Below are 17,237 nucleotides of genomic sequence, written 5' to 3' on the forward strand. Positions count from 1 at the left end.
GGCCGCCAATGCGCCGCGGCCGCAGTTTTCCTTCCGCAACCGGAACAAAGGGAGCACATCTCATGGACACCCGTAGCGAACTGCAAGCCACCGTCGACGCAATGGTTCCGCCCGGCAAGGGCCTGCTCGCCGCCGACGAAAGCGGCCCCACCATCGCCAAACGCTTCAAGACGATCGGACTCGACTCCACCGAGGAAAACCGCCGTGCGTATCGCAATCTGCTGCTCACCACGCCGGGCCTCGGCGAATTTGTGAGCGGCGTGATTCTCTACGAAGAAACGCTCGGCCAGAAAGCGGACAACGGCACGCCGTTCCCCGAGGTCGCCACGAAGAACGGGATCGTGCCGGGCATCAAGGTGGACCTCGGCAAGGTCCCGCTTGCTCATGCTCCAGGCGATGAAATCACGGAAGGCCTCGACGGCCTCGCGCGCCGCTTCGTCGATTACAAAAAACAAGGCGCGCGCTTTGCAAAGTGGCGCGCGGTCTACAACATCACGGCCAATCTGCCCAGCCGTCTCGCGATAGAAGCGAATGCGGACTCGCTCGCGCGTTACGCCGCGATCGCGCAGGAAGCGGGCATCGTGCCGATCGTCGAACCGGAAGTGTTGATGGACGGCGACCACACGATCGAGCGCAGCGCCGAAGTGACCGAGGCGGTTTTACACGAGGTGTTCGTCGCGCTGCAACGGCATCGCGTCGTGCTCGAACATATGCTGCTGAAACCGAGCATGGTGATCGCCGGTTCGGAGAGCGCGCGGCAATCGTCCACTGCGGATATCGCCGCTTACACGGTGCGGATTCTGAAACGCACCGTGCCCGCGGCCGTGCCGGGCATCGTGTTTCTGTCTGGCGGGCAGTCGCCCGAAGAAGCGACCGCGAACCTCGACGCAATGAATCGCCTCGGGCCGCTGCCGTGGAATCTGAGCTTCTCGTATGGACGTGCGTTGCAGGAGCCGCCGTTACAAGCCTGGAAAGGCGCAGCGAGCAACGTCGAGGAAGCGCAGCAGGCATTACTGAAGCGGGCGCGCCTGAACAGCGCGGCGGCACTCGGCAAGTACGACGCGTCGCAAGAAAAAAATTAGTCAGTCAGGCCGCGCCGGTAAAGCATTCGATTCGTGAGGCGCCCGTAGCGCATTCGCGCCACGGGCCCTCATTCTGAACGCGGCGGGTTATTGCCCTTTCGTGTCGCTGCTTGCGTTCGCGCCCGGCATGTTGGTCGTGTCGGTCGCGGGCTTCGTGGCCTTCGACTTCGACGAGTGCTTCTTCGACTTCGAATGCGACATAGCGCCCGATGACGTAGCGTCGCCGCCTTCGCGCGTGGAAGCATTCGCGCCGCCGGTCGTGGCCGGGTCGTTGCCGGCCGGCCCGCCGCCAGCCCCACCCGAGCCGCCCGCACCTTGTGCCATGGCAAGCGTGGAAGCCGTGAGCAATGTGGAAATAAGCAGTGCCTTCTTGATCTTCATGACTGTTCTCCTGTCGGAATGGACGCGAAAAAGAAGCGGATTGCGCGCGTAGGCGAGCCAGGCGCGCATGCCTCGTCAGGAGTTCAGCAAGGTGTGTGCCTCAAGATTGCAACGCATTACGGTTCGCAGGCCACCAGCGCGTGCAGTTCCTCGATGTTGAATGGCTTCGCCAATATGGCTACGCCCAGGCGCCGCGCGCGTTCGAGTTCGTCCGCGTAGCCCGTCATTAAAGCGATCTTCTGCGTGGGCCATGCACTGCGCACTTTTTCAGCCAGGTCGATGCCGTTCAGCTTGCCTGGCATCTGAATGTCCGACAGCACGAGTTCAAAGCGCTCGCCACCGGTCAGTACGTCGAATGCCTGATCGGCGGTGGGCTCGTGACGCACTGCGCAGCCGAACGTTTCCAGCACGGCTGCGACGCCCGCCGCGACGTCTTCGTTGTCTTCCACGAGGAGCACCATGCCCGCGTGCTGCAGTGCTGCCTGTTCCACCACCTCTTCTTTCACGGCGCGCGCCTGGCGGCGTTCGCGATAGCGCGGCAGATACATGCGCACCGTCGTGCCGCTGCCGGGCACACTGTCGATCTTCGCGGTGCCGCCCGCCTGTTCGCACATTGACAGAACCTGCGCCAAGCCGAGGCCCGCTCCCGAGCCGCTCAGTTTGGTTGTGAACAGCGCCTCGAACGCGCGCCGCGCGACTGATTCGGGCATGCCTTCGCCGTCGTCGGAACACGCGATCAGCACGTACTCGCCATCGGGTAGCAAGGTATCGCTGCCAACCAGCCGATTGTTCTGGCAACGAATCACGAAGCGTCCGCCGCGCGGCATCGCGTCGCGTGCATTCACCGCCAGGTTCATGATCGCGAGTTCGAGATCGGTCGGATCCGCGAGCACGTCCCATACGTCGTCGACAATGCTGAGCGCCAGTTCGATCTGATCGCCGAGCGCCGCCTCGATGAGCGGCGCCGCGCCCGGAATCCACTTTTTCAGGTGGATCGGCTCCTGCTTCAGCGGCTGCTTCTTTGCGACGCTCAAAAGCCTGCGCGTGAGCGATTCCGCAGTCGCGGTGGCGCGCTGAACCGCCGTCATTTCCTTTTCGAGGTTGTTGAACCGCTTGAGACGGGCAAGCTCGATATTCGCGGAGACGACCATTAGCAGATTGTTGAAATCGTGCGCGACATTCGCGACCAGATTGCCGAGCGCGCCCATGCGCTGCAATTGCCGGCTCGAAGCTTCCGCCGAAAGCCGCATCGCAACCTCGCCCTGCCAGCGCTCCCATGCGACGCGCTCGCCGTCGAGTTGACGCAGCGAGTAAAGCACGAGGATCCAGATCGCGATACACGGCACCGCGGTCAACGCGGCGATCACCATGAAGTGCTGGCGCCACGCGTCGACGATCGCGCCTGTTGCATAGGCGCTGGACACATACAACGGATAGTCGCCGACCCGGCGAAACGCGACGAGCCGCTCGCCGCCGTCTTCCGCCGATTTGACGCGTACGTGGCCGGACAACTGCTTGTCGCGCAACGCGGAGGCAAATGCGTCGGACGCACTATCCGCCACGCCTGCCGGCAACGGCGGATAGCGCACGAGCAGATTGCCGTCCTGACGATAGAGCGCCAACGCGAGCGATGAGTCGCCGTTAGTGAGCTCGCGATAAAAGCGCGAGAAGTACTCGTTGCGCAACGCGACCGACACGACGCCGAGGAAGTTACCGTCGGTGTCCGTGCGGGCGATGGTGGTGTTGAACACGTCCGTTTGCGATAACGGACCGAACATGGGCAACGAAAAGTACGGATGCGGGCGCATCGCTCGCGCGGAGACGAAGTCTTCGCGATGACCGATGGAGATGCCGGTTGCCGGATACGCGCGGCTCGACACGAGCAGATCGCCGTTCACACCGATCAGGTTGATGGACGCCACTTGCGGAAAGTCCCCGCCGATTTCGCGCAGGGCTTTGTGCAACTGCGCGTCACGCGCACGAAGCTGCTGATCGTCTTCGTCGCCGATCAGCTCGACGATGCGCGAAGCCATCTGCTGGTTCAGGTCGAGCACCTTGACCGCCTGTTCCTCGGTCACACGCACTAGCCGGTCGATCATGTCATTCGAATCGGCTATGCGCCGCTGGTAATCGAAATAACCGTAGCCGGCGAGGCATGCAAGCGGGAAGAGAATCGAAACAGCAAGCACAACAAGTAACACACGCCGCGTCGCCGCAAAATTGCGCGACGGCATTGGGACATCAACTGCAACTCGCTCCGCACGCTGCACGGCCAACATCTCCACAAAAGTCTGGGGAAGTCATCTGATTCGTCGCACGTATCGTGCCTTCTGATCGTGCGCTATTTCCTCAAAAGGAATCTAGCGTACTTTCCGACCATTCACATAGCGAGAAGCGAAGAAACGAGAAATGTTTTTGCACGGCCTGGATTTAGCCGATGTCGGGCACGGCAATTGCTCATTCATGTAGCACTTTTCTCATTCTGGTCCTGCGGCCTCGGCGCGCGATCCCTACCGCTGCGGGCCGCATCAGACAACGCCTCAAGGAACCCGCATGCCCACGACCGCAGTACACGTCGCCCAGCTTTCGCAGCTACGCGAGGACCGGGCACAACGCGTCGTAGTGGGTGACGAAAAAATCCTGCTGGTCCGCGACGGCGACACCGTGCGCGCCTATTCCGCCGATTGTCCGCACGCAGGCGGACCGCTCGAGAAAGGCGCGTTGTGCCGCGGCCGGATCATTTGTCCGTGGCATAAGGGCACGTTCGACGCATCCACCGGCCAGGTGCTGGAGCCGCCGCCGCTCGTGCCGCTCGAACGCTATGCGGTGATCGTCGACGGCGATGACGTGATGGTGACACCGGGCAAGCTGCCGAACGAAACAGAGCTTGCCCGCACACAGGAGCCGCATTTCGCGGTAATCGGCGCGGGCGCGGCCGGCGCCGCGGCTTGCGCGGCGCTGCGCGAGTATGGCTTTAGCGGTCGCATCACGCTGATCGGCGACGAACCGCACGCGCCCTACGATCGCACGTCGCTCAGCAAGTTTGTCCCTTCCGCGGAGATGTCCCCCGCCGATGTGCCGCCGCTTCTCGCTCACGAGTGGTTCGAGCAGCACGGCGTGGAACGGATCGTCGCAAAGGTGGTGCGCCTCGATGTTCCCAACCGCACCGTTCATCTGGAACCCGGTGGCGCATTGACCTACGACACCGCATTGCTCGCGACCGGCGGTGTGCCGAAGGTCCCTTCTATTCCTGGCTGCGAGCTTGGCGGCGTGTATGTGCTGCGCAATCTTGCCGACGCCACGGCGATCGTCGACGCGCTTGGCGACGGGCCGACCGACGAACTCGCGACCGACGCCCCGTCTACCGCCGCGACCACCTCCACTCGGGTAGCGATTATCGGCAGCGGTTTCATCGGACTCGAAACCGCCGCATCGCTGCGCAAACGCGGCGTCGAAGTCGCCATTATTTCGCCGGACAAGGTGCCCTTTGCGAAGCAGTTCGGTGAAAGCATGGGCGCGATGTTCCGCGCGCTGCACGAAAGCAATGGCGTGAAGTTTTATCCGGAAGCGAAGGTCGCCTCGCTCGAAGGGGAAGAAGGCAGCGTGCATGAAGTAATGCTGGAAAGCGGCGAGCATATCGCCGCCGATGTCGTGCTGTTAGGCACAAGCGTGACCCCGGCCACCGGCTTTGTCGAAGGATTGCCATTGCAAAAGGACGGCGGCGTGATCGTGAATGCAGGTATGCAGGCCGCGCCCGGTCTTTACGCCGCCGGCGACATTGCGATGTTCCCGCTGCGCGAGAACGAGGAGCCGCTGCGGATCGAGCATTGGCGAGTAGCGCAACAGCACGCGCGCATCGCCGCGCAAAACATGTGCGGTGCACGCAACCGTTATGACGGCGTGCCGTTTTTCTGGACCTACCACTTCGGCAAGACGTTTGAATATCTCGGCCATGCAAGCGACTGGGACGAGCTGGTGATAGACGGCGACCTGGACAGTTACGAGTTCGCTGCGCTTTACGTGAAGGACGACAAGGTTCTCGCCGTGCTCGCGTGTGAACGCGACGCGCAGACCGCGCACCTGATCGACGCCATGCGCCGAGGTCCGCTCACGCGGGCCGACGCATTGCAGATTGTCGGGCGCGAGTCGTGCGGGTCAGTCTGACGCGAGCCGATGTTTAGCTCATGGAGCGCTCACCTTTCATTCAACTCTACATGCCGATGTAAAAAGCACCCCAAGCAGGCCGTGCGAACAGCATGGCCGTCCACCCATCACATCTATCAGCTCAAGGAGAAGCGTCATGGCAGAACCCAAGGAACAGCATCCGAATGCCGACAAGACCGAGAAGCAGATCGACAAGGAAGTCGAGGACACGTTTCCGGCGAGCGACCCGCCCTCTACCGGCGGCACGACGAAAATCGTGACTGACGACGAAGGCAAGACCTCAGAAGGCGGAGCCACCGGCAAGTAAGCACTGCTCCAACGACAAACGCCCGACGCGCAAGCGCCGGGCGTTTTTTTGCCTGCTTTTCCGGTGCTTTTCTAGACGTCGGCGACTGCGAGCGGTTCACCGCTTGTCGTGCTTGCGCACATGCGGCAAGCCGCCAGCATCTCCTGCAATGAAGTGACATAGCATTCGGCGCCCATCGCGTTTTGCAGATCGACGCTCCACTTCTCGAGATCCTCGCGCGCCCACAGTCCGACGATAATCGACGCGTTCGGCAAGCGTGCGCGAATGCGCCGCACCATGTAGCGCAAATGCGAGGGAACACCGTCGATCCGCAAATAGACGATGCAGACGATGCCCACGTCGTCGGCATCCATCTGCTCGATCGAGGCGCGTGAAGCGGCCTCATGCGGTAACGCGCGTGCCGCGAAACCATGCTTGCCGAGCAGTTGCAACAGAATGGTCGCCGCCAGAGGATCGAGCGGGCCCCGCCCGGGAATGCACAAGACACGTTGATTCGCTGCGCGCGGCGGATCTTGAGCTTCCTCCAGCGCATCTTCAGCGGCTTGTTGAGCGCTATCGTCGCGCGGCCCTTGCGCGGCACCGCGCGACATATGGTTTGCAAACAACGCATGCATGCCCGCCGATGCAGCCGGCGCGATATGCGACGGCGCCACCGGTCCGATATCGGTGCCCGCATCCTCTGCCATGAGCCGCGGCGGCTGCTCGTCCGGATAACCGTCGAGTCCATCGATCAGATCGTTCGTGGTGGACTCGATGCGCGCGAGCTGCACCGAGGTGACGCTGCCGCGCACGACGTCGTTGGCGGCGAGTTGCAGGCCTGGGATCGTCACTTCGTCGTAGTATGCCGACAGCGACCGCTCGCGCAGCAGCAGCTCCGCTTGCGCGAGCGCTTCGTCGGGGTCGCCTGCGAGCACACGTTGATAAAAATTTTCGACGGGCGTGAGCGCGGGCTGGTCGCCCAGCATCACGTCGAGAAATTCCAGACGCCTGATATGCCGACCGAGCACGAGCAGGCAGAGCGTCAAAGGCGTCGACAAAATAAGCCCGATTGGCCCCCAGATCCAGCTCCAGAAGATCGCCGCTACGACGACCGAAAACGGCGAGAGTCCGGTGCTGCGTCCATACAGAAGCGGCTCCACGACCTGGCCCACCAGCAGTTCGACCGTCACGAAAAGCGCTATGGACCAGATCGCCATGTCCCACCCGGGACTCACCGCGGCGGCGAGTGCGGTAGCAAGGCCGCCCGCGATCCAGATACCGACATACGGCACGAGCCGAAGCAACGCCGCGAGGATGCCCCACAAGATCGGACTCGGCACACCAATCAGGAAAAGCCCCGCGCCGATCACGACGCCGAGCCCCGCATTCAATCCAAGCTGCGAAACGAAGTAGCGGCTCAGGCGCCGCGCTGCTTCGTCCATCACAGTAGTGGTGCGATGCAGATCGCGCGAGCCGAATAGCCTGATCGCGCGATCGCGGAGATCGTCGCGTTGCAGGAGGATCACCACCATTACGACGAAGACGATGAACGCCGTCTCCAGTGGACTGATTGCCGGCGACAACACGCGGCGTGCGAGTTCCAGCGGCGTCGGCACCGGCTCGCGCACTTCGACGGGAACGGCGGCAGGCGCGCGGCCATCGGAAGAAGACGCATCCCGCCGCGGCGCGGGCGGCGTCGGTTCAACGGTGGCGCGCTGCAGCGCCTGACCTGCGGCTTTGGCGAAGCGATCGAGCTTGCCTACGGTCAGCGTATGCGCGGCTTCCATCTTATGCTCGATGGTTGCCTGATAGCGCGGCATGCCGGCCGCCAGATCGGTCAGTTGCATGGCGATCACCGCGCCGAGCACGCCGATCACCGACACCGAGATCACCACAGCGGCGAACACCGACGCGACATGACCGAGCTTCAAACGGCCCAGCGACTTCACAAGTGGCGCGACGAGAAAGCTCAACAGAATTGCGAGCGTCATCGGAATCAGGACCGCTCGCGCGAAGTACAGGCACGCTACGAGACCTGCGCCGACAGCCAACGCGATCAGCGCATCCAGACCGAACGCGGCAGGCGGCGCGTCGATGCGCGTGGGATGCCTGCCGCGTGACGGTTCAGGAAAGTCCTTCATGGCGATGCGTGCCGCTTGTGGTTATCTGTTGTAGTGCTCCCTTGCATGTGCTTATTTTTTCGGCTCTTCCGCAATCGGCCCGCTTTCCACTGGCGGCGCTTCCTTCTCAATCTCGCTGCGGGCCTGCTCCCAGTATTCGTCGGGTGTGCCCTTCGGCTCCGACGCCTGCTCCCACAGGTAATAAGCACGCATGCGAATCTGTTCCTCCTGAGAGGTCTGCTCCTGTTCCATTTGGTCACCTACAGTAAAGGTCAAGCGGATGCCGGCATGGCGAAAGGCCGCGCGCAATCACTGAGTGAATACGCGCGGCCTTGAAGCAAACAGCAAGTGCTATTCCCGAAGTGCTATCCCCGATCAGGGTGCAGGCGGGACTTCGCTTTCATCGGAAGTGAGCTGCTCTTCCAGCCGGTCGAACACGCGTTGCGTCGCGCGACTCGGTGCCTCGAGCGCGAACAGCAGGAGTGAGCGCGCTGTCACCTGATAGTCGTCGCCGGCGCTGAACTGGGGCAGTTCCGCGCGCACCGGCATGTTCGTGTCGAGCAGGCAGGTCCAGCGTTCGCCTTCGGGCACCTCAGGCAAGGTGAAGTTGACGACATCGTGATGCGCGTTCAGCACCAGCAACAGCGTGGCGTCCGACGCGGGACGGCGAATGCCGCTTGCCTGCGCGCGGCCGTCGATCACGAGACCGAAGCAGCGCATCAGCGGATCGGCCCATTGTTCAGGCGTGAGATCGGTGCCGTCGGGCGAGAGCCAGCGCGCGTCGGTTACGTCGAGCGCCTCGTTGTACTCGCCGGTGAGAAAGCGGCTACGACGCAGCACCGGCAAACGGTGACGCAGTGTCGTGAGGTTTCTCACGAACTCGGTCAGCGCGCGGCCGTCTTCGTCGATACCTTCCCAATCCACCCAGCTGATCTCGTTGTCCTGGCAATACGCGTTGTTGTTGCCCTTCTGCGTGCGACCGAACTCGTCGCCCGCAAGAATCATCGGCGTGCCTTGCGAAAGCAGCAACGTGGACAGCAGATTGCGCTTTTGACGCTCACGCTGCTGACGAATATCGATGTCGTCGGTCGGACCTTCCACGCCCATGTTCCAAGACTTGTTGTCCGAGTGTCCGTCCTTGTTGTCTTCGCCGTTCGCCTCGTTGTGCTTGTCGTTGTACGAGACAAGATCGTTCAACGTAAAGCCGTCGTGAGCGGCAATGAAATTCACGCTGGCCCAAGGGCGCCGACCGCGATGGTTGAACTTGTCCCCCGAGCCGGTCAACCGAGCAGCGAGATCCGCAACCATGCCCTCATCTCCCTTCCAGTACGCGCGCACGGTATCGCGGAAGCGGTCGTTCCATTCGGCCCAACCGGGCGGAAAGCCACCCACCTGGTAGCCGCCGGGGCCGCAATCCCACGGTTCCGCGACGAGCCGCACGCTGGAGAGAACCGGGTCTTGCCGGCAACTGTCGAGAAACCCGCCGCCCTCGTCGAAGCCGTGCGGCTCGCGGCCGAGAATCGTCGCGAGGTCGAAGCGGAAACCGTCGACCTTCATTTCCGTCACCCAGTAACGCAGGCTGTCGGTCACCATTTGCAATACGCGAGGATGCGACAGATTGAGCGTGTTGCCGGTGCCGGTATCGTTGATGTAATAACGCGGCTCGTCCGGCATCAGCCGGTAGTACGACGCGTTGTCGATGCCCTTGAACGAGAGCGTCGGCCCGCGTTCGTTGCCTTCGGCGGTGTGGTTGTACACCACGTCGAGAATGACTTCGAGGTTCGCGTTGTGGAAGCTGTCCACCATTCCCTTGAACTCGCTGACGGAATCCGTCGACGAAGCGAAGAAACGCGGGTCGGCCGCAAAAAAGCCGATGGTGTTGTAGCCCCAGTAGTTGGTGAGACCCTTCTCCAGCAGATAGCTGTCGTTCACGAATGTCTGGACCGGCATCAGCTCGACCGACGTCACGCCGAGGCTCTTGATGTAGTCGATCACCGGTTTCTGTCCGAGCCCCGCGAAGGTGCCGCGCAACTCCTCGGGCACTTCCGGATGTCGCTTCGTGAAGCCGCGAACATGCGTTTCGTAGAAGATCACGCGGTCCCACGGCAACGGATTGCGCTCCGGGTGCGACCACGAAAAGGTTGCGTCCACCACCTTGCACTTCGGCACGAACGGCGCGCTATCGCGCTCGTCGAACGACAGGTCGCCCTCTTCGGAACCAAGCGTATAGCCGAAAATTTCAGGCGCCCATTTCAGCTCGCCGATGTGCGCCTTCGCATAAGGGTCGAGCAGCAGCTTGTTCGGATTGAAACGATGGCCCTTCTCGGGCTCATACGGACCATGCACGCGATAACCGTACACGGCACCGGGTTTCAGGTTCGGCACGAACACGTGCCAGACCTCGTCGGTATATTCGGGCAGTTCAATGCGTTCGATTTCATGCTGACCGGTTTCATCGAACAGACACAGTTCGACCTTGGTCGCGTGCGCTGAGAACAGCGCAAAGTTCACACCGTTTCCATTCCATGTCGCGCCGAGCGGAAAAGGGGTGCCCTCCGCGATGCGCGTGGAGTAATTGGCCGGGGATGACATAGGGATTCCTGTGAGAAGCAAAAGCGCTTGCGCGCGGTTCCTGTGTAGGCAATATGAATAGCAGGCTCGCTCCTGTAGCAATCCTTGGGCCTGAGACTGGGCGGAGCGCCAGACGCGGCACGCAATTTGCGGTAACGGGTTTGAAAGCTACTGGACGCGCCACGAACGGCGCCGTACATAACAAGGAGAAACGATCATGGGAAGCACGCAAGCCAGACCGCTGCTTGCAGCAGCAGTGCTGCTCAGCACACTCGCGTCGCAAGGCAACGCTTATGCGCAGGGCGCTCCGCAATCCATTACCGAAAGGCGCACCGATGTGGTTCAGCTTGCGAGCGGCTATCGCGCGTCGAAGCTGGCCGGGGCCGACGTCTTCAACAAGAACAAGGACACCATTGGAACAGTCGACGATCTGATCGTCTCGCCAGGCGGCGACCGCGGCACCTACGCCATTCTGTCGGTGGGCGGTTTTCTAGGGCTGGGCAAGCATCTCGTGGCGGTTCCGTTCAACGATCTGCAGATCACCAATCGTCGCGTGGTACTGCCGGAGGCGACCAAAAAGTCGCTCGAAGCGCTGCCGGAATTCAAATACGCCGACTAACACTGTGTCTTGATGTTTGGGCACGTTTCGTCGTGCCTCGCGCTGCGCGAATACGCACAGCGCGAAGATTGATCCGCAGCGCAATGGACGAAGCAGAGCGCGGCTAACGAGCCCCGCTCTGCCTCTCCCGGCGTTTCGACACTTCCTGCCGCGCGCTGATCTGCATTGACCCGCTTCGACCCGCGCGACAACCGGTCTTCACGCGACCAGCTTGTCCAACGTAATCGGCAATTCCCGCACGCGTTTGCCGGTCGCATGCCAGATCGCGTTGCACACTGCGGCGGCCACACCCACCACGCCGATTTCACCTACGCCCTTCACGCCAAGCGGATTGACGATATCGTCGTGCTCCTCGACGAACAGCACGTCGATGTCATGAATGTCCGCGTTGACCGGCACGTGATAGTCGGCAAGGTTGTGGTTCATCTGCCGGCCGATATCGTGGTCGAACTGCCCTTCCTCGTGCAGCGCCATGCTGATGCCCCACACCACGCCGCCCGCCACCTGGTTCGCCGCAGTCTTCGGATTGACGATGTGACCTGCGGCCACGGCACTCACCACACGAGTCACGCGCACGGTGCCCAGCGCTTCGTCCACGCGCGCTTCGACAAACACCGCCGAGTGTGTGCCCATCGAATACGCCTGCTGCTTCTCGTGCGGCTTCACGCTGGCTTGTTCTTCGAGCGATTCGAGGCCGGCGCGCCCCAGCAGCGTGTCGATTGCGATGGCGTCTTCGGTACCTGATCCGCACACCATCTGCTTGCCCGCACGCCTGATGTCCTCGCGCGCGACACTCGCGAAACGCGCGCCGCCATGTTGCCGCGCAAGTTCAACGAGACGGTTGTGAAGCCGCTTGCACGCGACATCGACCGCGCTTCCCACCGACGACACGGTCCATGATCCGCCTTCGAGCGGCGCCTTCGGCAAGCGTGTATCGCCGAGCTCGAACACCACGTCGTGAAGCGGCACACCGAGCGCGTCCGCCGCGATTTGCGTCATTGCGGTGTAGGTGCCGGTGCCGATATCCGCAGTCGAACTCGACACAGTCACCTGGCCGTCGCGCGTGAGCACTGCGCGCGCGGACGCTTCGTTTTGCATCGCGTCCCATGCGCCCGTCGCCATGCCCCAGCCGACAAGCTCAGTGCCCTCGCGTCGCGCGCGCGGCGCAAGCGGCCGCTTGTCCCAGCCGAAGCGGGCGGCGCCTTCGCGATAGCATTCGCGCAGCGCCTTGCTGGAGAACGGCAGATTCTTGTTCGCATCGCGTTCGGCGTAGTTGACGAGGCGCAGTTCGAGCGGGTCCATCTGCAATGACTCGGCCAGTTCGTCCATTGCCACTTCGAGCGGGAAAAGACCTTGCGCGGCGCCCGGCGCGCGCATGTCGGCGGGCGTCGGCACGTCGAGCCTCACGACCTTGTAGCCGAGCGTTACGTTCTCGCATTGATATAGCTGGCCGGCCCAGTTCACCACCACGTCGCAGTAATCCTCGTATTGGGATGTCTCGGAGACGGCTTCGTGAATCACCGCCTGCAGCCTGCCGTCGGCGCCCGCGCCCAAGGCGACGCGCTGAATCGACTGCGGCCGATGCGCGAACGTGAACATCTGCTGGCGCGTCAACGTCACTCGCACGGGGCGCTTCAATTCGAGCGCCGCCATGACCGCAAGCGCGAGGTGATATTGCGGCCGCAAGCCCGAGCCGAATGCGCCGCCGACAAAAGGCGACACCACCTGCACCTGATCGTCGCTCAAGCCGAACACTGCCGTCAGATACGACTTGGTGTTGACGACGCCCTGAGTCTTTTCATACACGGTCAAGTGTCCGTGCTCGTCGGGTACGACTGTGCAGCCATGCATTTCCATCGGGTTGTGATATTCCGCCGGCGTGCTGTAGAACGCATCGACACGCGCCACGGCGCTGGCCAACGCAGCGTCGGCGTCGCCTCGCGGCGGGGGCGGCGGGTCGAAGCCGCCCTTCTCCGTCGAAGGCGGCTCGGCGTCCATGAGCGCCTCGCCCATATCCGTTCGATGCGGCGCCGACTCATAGCGCACGTCCACGAGCGACGCCGCATGACGCGCGAGTTCGAGCGACTCCGCAAGCACGAGCGCAACGGGCTGACCGCTGTACCACACACGGTCGTCCCACAGCGGCCTGAGCGGGCTGCCGCCGGGCGCAACCATGTCTTTGTAGGGTTTGTCCTCGCGAGGCAACTCAGGGCGATTCTGATACGTCAGCACATGCAGCACGCCCGGCAACGCAAGCGCGGCCGACGAATCGATCGACACGATACGCCCCGCCGCGATCGTGCTCGACACGACGAAACCATACGTGAGTCCATTGGCGGTGAAGTCGGCCGCGTACTGCGCGGCGCCAGTCACCTTCAGTCTGCCGTCGACTCGCTTGTGCGGCACGCCGCTCGCGCGCAGAGCAGGCAAAGATTCAACACGGTTCATAGCCCAGACTCCTCGAACGAACGTTGACTCGCGCCCAGAAATGCGCGCTCGATTGCACGCGCCGTCAATTCGACCTTGAACGCATTGCCGCGGCGGCCCTGCGCGTCGCGCAGCAGGTCGGTAGCGAAGTTGCGTACCGTCTCCGCGCTCAACGTCTTGCCCTGCAGCGACGCTTCAGCGTCCGTATTGCGCCACGGCTTGTGCGCAACGCCGCCGAGCGCGCAACGCGCATTCACTATCACGTCGCCGTCGAGTTCCAGTCCCAATGCCACGGAGACAAGCGCAAACGCATAGGACGCCCTGTCACGCACCTTGATGTACGCATGATGCTGCGCGAAGCCCTGCTTCGGTAACTCGACCGCAGTGATCAATTCGTCGTCACGAATATTGGTGTCGATGTGCGGCGTGTCGCCCGGCAAGCGGTGAAAGTCGGCGAACGGCAACACGCGCGAACCGTCGGGCCCGGACAGATGCACCGTTGCGTCGAGCGCGGCCAATGCCACGCACATGTCGGACGGGTGCACCGCAATGCAGTGTTCGCTTGCGCCGAGAATCGCATGCATCCGGTTCACGCCTTCCAATGCTGGGCAACCCGTGCCGGGTTCGCGCTTGTTGCAGCGCGTGCCCGCATCGTAGAAATAGACACAACGCGTGCGTTGCAGCAGGTTGCCGCCCACGCTCGCCACATTGCGAATCTGCGGCGAAGCGCCCGCGAGAATCGCTTTGGAGAGCAACGGATAGCGCGCGGCAATCTGCGGGTCGTAAGCGGCCGCGCTGTTGGTCACGAGAGCGCCGATTTTCAGTCCGCCCGCTGCAGTCGGCTCGATCTGCTTAAGCGGCAAGCGGTTGATGTCGATCACGACCTGCGGATGCGCGACGTTCACGCGCCACAAATCAACCAGATTGGTACCGCCCGCGATAAACGCTGCGGCTCCTTTTGCACGATGCTGTTCGATCGCTTGCGACACTTCATTCGCGCGCGTGTACGAGAAGCGGTTCATGGCTTCACTCCCTGGTGATCCTTATCCGCAAGCTCCGCTGCGTCGAGAATCGCGGCGACGATATTGGTGTAAGCGCCGCAGCGGCACAGGTTGCCGCTCATCAGTTCACGCACGTCGTCCGCGGTTTTAGCATGGCCTTCCTGCAGCATTGCCACGGCCGAGCAGATCTGTCCTGGCGTGCAGTAGCCGCACTGAAATGCATCATGGTCGATGAACGCCTGTTGAACCGGATGCAGCGTTTCGCCGTTCGCGAGTCCTTCGATTGTCGTAATCGACGCGCCGTCGTGAACCACCGCGAGCGCGAGACATGTGTTGATACGTTGACCGTTCACAATCGCGGTGCACGCGCCGCATTGCCCGTGATCGCAGCCCTTCTTCGTGCCGCTCAAATGGCAGTGTTCGCGCAACAAGTCGAGCAGCGAGGTCCAGGCTTCCACTTCGAACTCATGCTTTTTCCCGTTGATGTCGAAGCTCACCGGCACGCGCTGGACGTCGCTCGGTGCAACGTCCAGCAGCGTTTCCGCTGTGGGTGAATTCATGGGGGTTTCTCCTGACGATGGGTACGTACGGCGAGCGCAAGACGAACCCATGACGCGCGCAAGCGGCGTGCCCGGCAGCACAGCGTTGCAATACTGCGCGCCGCTCATCCAGCGTGGCGTCGATAAAGATTTGACGCGCAACTTTGAGAGCCGCTGCTTGCGCTTAGTCGCGCAAGCAGCGGCCAGTCGGCGCCCGCAGAACAGGCCTAGATAATCGGCGAACCGCCTGTAACGGCGATCGTCGCGCCAGAGATGTAACTCGCTTCGTCGGACGCCAGCATCACGTAGGCCGGCGCGACCTCGGCCGGTTGGCCCGGACGCTTCATCGGTACCTGCTCTCCGAATTTTTCGACTTTTTCCGGCGGCATCGTCGACGGAATCAGCGGCGTCCAGATCGGACCCGGCGCGACGCAATTCGCGCGGATGCCCTTTTCAGCCAGCAGTTGCGCAAGGCCGCCCGTAAAGTTCTGGATCGCGCCCTTGGTCGTCGCGTACGCGATCAACCCGGGATTCGGATGGTCCGCATTAATCGACGTGGTGTTGACAATGGCGCCGCCCGGCTTCATGTGCCTGACTGCAGCGCGTGTGATCCGGAACATCGCGCCGATGTTGGTATCGAACGTCTTATCCCATTCCTCGTCGGTGATTTCGTCCAGCGACGGATAGGTCATCTGGTATGCCGCGTTGTTCACGAGCACGTCGAGCCGGCCGAACGCCTCGATCGCCTTGTCGACAATCGCGTTGCAATGCGCCGGATTCGCGATGTCGCCTGGCACCAGCACCGCTTTCCGGCCGGCCTCTTCGACCCAGCGCGCGGTCTCGCGTGCATCGTCGTCTTCGTTCAGATAGGAGATCAAAACGTCTGCGCCTTCACGCGCGAATGCGATGGCGACCGCGCGGCCAATGCCACTGTCGCCGCCAGTGATGATGGCTGCCTTGCCAGCGAGGCGTCCCGAGCCCTTATACGATTTCTCGCCGTGATCGGGTTGCGGGTTCATCTCCGCAGTGCGGCCCGGCGTCTGATCTTGCTGCTGTCCTTTGAACGGCGGCGTGGGACGTTCTGTGTCGCTCATATAAAACCTCCAGAAAGCTGTTTAACCTGCGCGGCGTGCAAAAAGCACGGCGGTGCGACAGGTTCAGCAACCCTCGGGCCCGCGCATAACGCGGTTTTCTGGTGCATTGCCGCTGCACAATGGGACATGAGTCGCGCATCGACGAAGCAAACGCGCAAGAAAATGCGATGCGCTGCGCGGCAATTCGAGCGAAAAGGAGGGAGTCGGCAACACGTAGAACACGGCGGAACATAGGTCGGAAACTGCGTCTTGCACACCGCAGTTTTTTCAAACGGCGCGCACGCTTTACGGCGCCCCCACCGCATGCAGCGCCGCAGCCGACTCCAGCACGCGCAGCAGACGCTCCGGCGTCAACGGCTTCGCGCAGTGCGCGTCGAAGCCGACGGCGCGCGCGCGAGCGCGGTCGTCGCGTGATGCAAACGCCGTACAGGCGATCAGCAGCATATGCGCGGTGGACGGATGCGCGCGCAGGCGCCGCGCCAGTTCCAGGCCGTCAAGGCCGGGCATCTTGATGTCGAGAACCACGGCGAACGGTTGCCATTGCGACGCCATTTCGCAGACCGCGTGCGGATCTTCGAGCGCACGGCATTCGAACCCGTCCGCGTTCAACAACATTTGCAGCGCGTCCGCCGCCTCTCGGTAGTCGTCCACGACGAGTACGCGCCGGTGCGACGCCATTGCGTACTGGATTGGCCGCCACACGACTACGTCTTCGCTGTCGTCGAAGTGGTTGTCGAGCTGGTTGTCGAGCTGGTTGTCGAACTGGTTGTCGAGCATCACTACGTTCTCCCTGGTGCATGCGCGCGCCGCATCACGGCACCCGCCGCCCGGTTGCAAGATTCGCTCCCGCGCTGCACTGCATCACTGGTGACATGCTTTCTGAATGAGCCGCGATCTCGCAGCGGCGGTGTTTGCCGTCGATGTGTCTTGATTGCATCGTTGCCGATGCGTCT

Annotated in this window: 14 protein-coding genes; 4 read left to right on the forward strand and 10 right to left on the reverse strand. The window is 62.5% G+C overall.

Features of this window, described 5'->3' with window-relative positions:
- Positions 1-62 precede the first annotated feature (62 nt).
- Entirely contained in the window at positions 63-1,082 is a 1,020-nt protein-coding gene (locus J2W46_RS00855; protein WP_310350523.1) for a class I fructose-bisphosphate aldolase, read from the forward strand.
- An 87-nt stretch (positions 1,083-1,169) separates the two neighbouring features.
- Here J2W46_RS00855 and J2W46_RS00860 read toward each other — a convergent pair whose 3' ends face one another.
- On the reverse strand, positions 1,170-1,463 hold the full coding sequence (locus tag J2W46_RS00860) for a hypothetical protein (RefSeq protein WP_020067838.1): 294 nt from the start codon (positions 1,461-1,463) through the stop codon (positions 1,170-1,172).
- A gap of 116 nt (positions 1,464-1,579) precedes the next feature.
- Complete coding sequence (locus tag J2W46_RS00865) at positions 1,580-3,733, reverse strand: hybrid sensor histidine kinase/response regulator (RefSeq protein WP_027804601.1); 2,154 nt, start codon at positions 3,731-3,733, stop codon at positions 1,580-1,582.
- A 283-nt stretch (positions 3,734-4,016) separates the two neighbouring features.
- Here J2W46_RS00865 and J2W46_RS00870 point away from each other — a divergent pair, with 283 nt between their 5' ends.
- Positions 4,017-5,627, forward strand: a complete 1,611-nt coding sequence (locus J2W46_RS00870) for an FAD-dependent oxidoreductase (RefSeq protein WP_310350525.1) — start codon at positions 4,017-4,019, stop codon at positions 5,625-5,627.
- A 136-nt stretch (positions 5,628-5,763) separates the two neighbouring features.
- Positions 5,764-5,934: a hypothetical protein gene (locus J2W46_RS00875; protein ID WP_020067841.1), complete on the forward strand. Its 171-nt coding sequence runs from the start codon at positions 5,764-5,766 to the stop codon at positions 5,932-5,934.
- Between the two features lie 71 nt (positions 5,935-6,005).
- On the opposite strand, the gene J2W46_RS00880 is transcribed toward J2W46_RS00875, so the two are convergent.
- From J2W46_RS00880 to glgX, 3 genes are all read right to left on the reverse strand, one after another.
- Positions 6,006-8,054, reverse strand: a complete 2,049-nt coding sequence (locus J2W46_RS00880; protein WP_310350527.1) for an AI-2E family transporter — start codon at positions 8,052-8,054, stop codon at positions 6,006-6,008.
- A gap of 51 nt (positions 8,055-8,105) precedes the next feature.
- The gene (locus J2W46_RS00885; protein ID WP_020067843.1) at positions 8,106-8,285 is read right to left on the reverse strand and encodes a DUF2934 domain-containing protein; all 180 of its coding nucleotides are present in this window, start codon (positions 8,283-8,285) and stop codon (positions 8,106-8,108) included.
- Between the two features lie 123 nt (positions 8,286-8,408).
- Positions 8,409-10,625, reverse strand: coding sequence for a glycogen debranching protein GlgX (gene glgX / locus J2W46_RS00890; protein ID WP_020067844.1), 2,217 nt, complete (start codon positions 10,623-10,625; stop codon positions 8,409-8,411).
- 196 nt (positions 10,626-10,821) lie between these two features.
- Here glgX and J2W46_RS00895 point away from each other — a divergent pair, with 196 nt between their 5' ends.
- On the forward strand, positions 10,822-11,223 hold the full coding sequence (locus tag J2W46_RS00895; protein WP_310350529.1) for a PRC-barrel domain-containing protein: 402 nt from the start codon (positions 10,822-10,824) through the stop codon (positions 11,221-11,223).
- Positions 11,224-11,421: 198 nt separating this feature from the next.
- Here J2W46_RS00895 and J2W46_RS00900 read toward each other — a convergent pair whose 3' ends face one another.
- From J2W46_RS00900 to J2W46_RS00920, 5 genes are all read right to left on the reverse strand, one after another.
- Positions 11,422-13,671 (reverse strand): xanthine dehydrogenase family protein molybdopterin-binding subunit, encoded by a 2,250-nt coding sequence (locus J2W46_RS00900; protein WP_310350533.1) that lies wholly within the window; start codon positions 13,669-13,671, stop codon positions 11,422-11,424.
- On the reverse strand, positions 13,668-14,672 hold the full coding sequence (locus J2W46_RS00905) for an FAD binding domain-containing protein (protein ID WP_087754819.1): 1,005 nt from the start codon (positions 14,670-14,672) through the stop codon (positions 13,668-13,670). Before J2W46_RS00905 ends, J2W46_RS00900 begins: the two co-directional genes overlap by 4 nt.
- Positions 14,669-15,211, reverse strand: coding sequence for a (2Fe-2S)-binding protein (locus tag J2W46_RS00910; protein ID WP_088173693.1), 543 nt, complete (start codon positions 15,209-15,211; stop codon positions 14,669-14,671). Before J2W46_RS00910 ends, J2W46_RS00905 begins: the two co-directional genes overlap by 4 nt.
- 206 nt (positions 15,212-15,417) lie before the next feature.
- Entirely contained in the window at positions 15,418-16,284 is an 867-nt protein-coding gene (locus J2W46_RS00915) for an SDR family oxidoreductase (protein ID WP_087754821.1), read from the reverse strand.
- 285 nt (positions 16,285-16,569) lie between these two features.
- Positions 16,570-17,061: a response regulator gene (locus J2W46_RS00920; RefSeq protein ID WP_310351978.1), complete on the reverse strand. Its 492-nt coding sequence runs from the start codon at positions 17,059-17,061 to the stop codon at positions 16,570-16,572.
- Positions 17,062-17,237 lie beyond the last annotated feature (176 nt).

It is taken from the genome of Paraburkholderia strydomiana (assembly GCF_031456815.1).
Lineage (GTDB): Bacteria > Pseudomonadota > Gammaproteobacteria > Burkholderiales > Burkholderiaceae > Paraburkholderia > Paraburkholderia caledonica.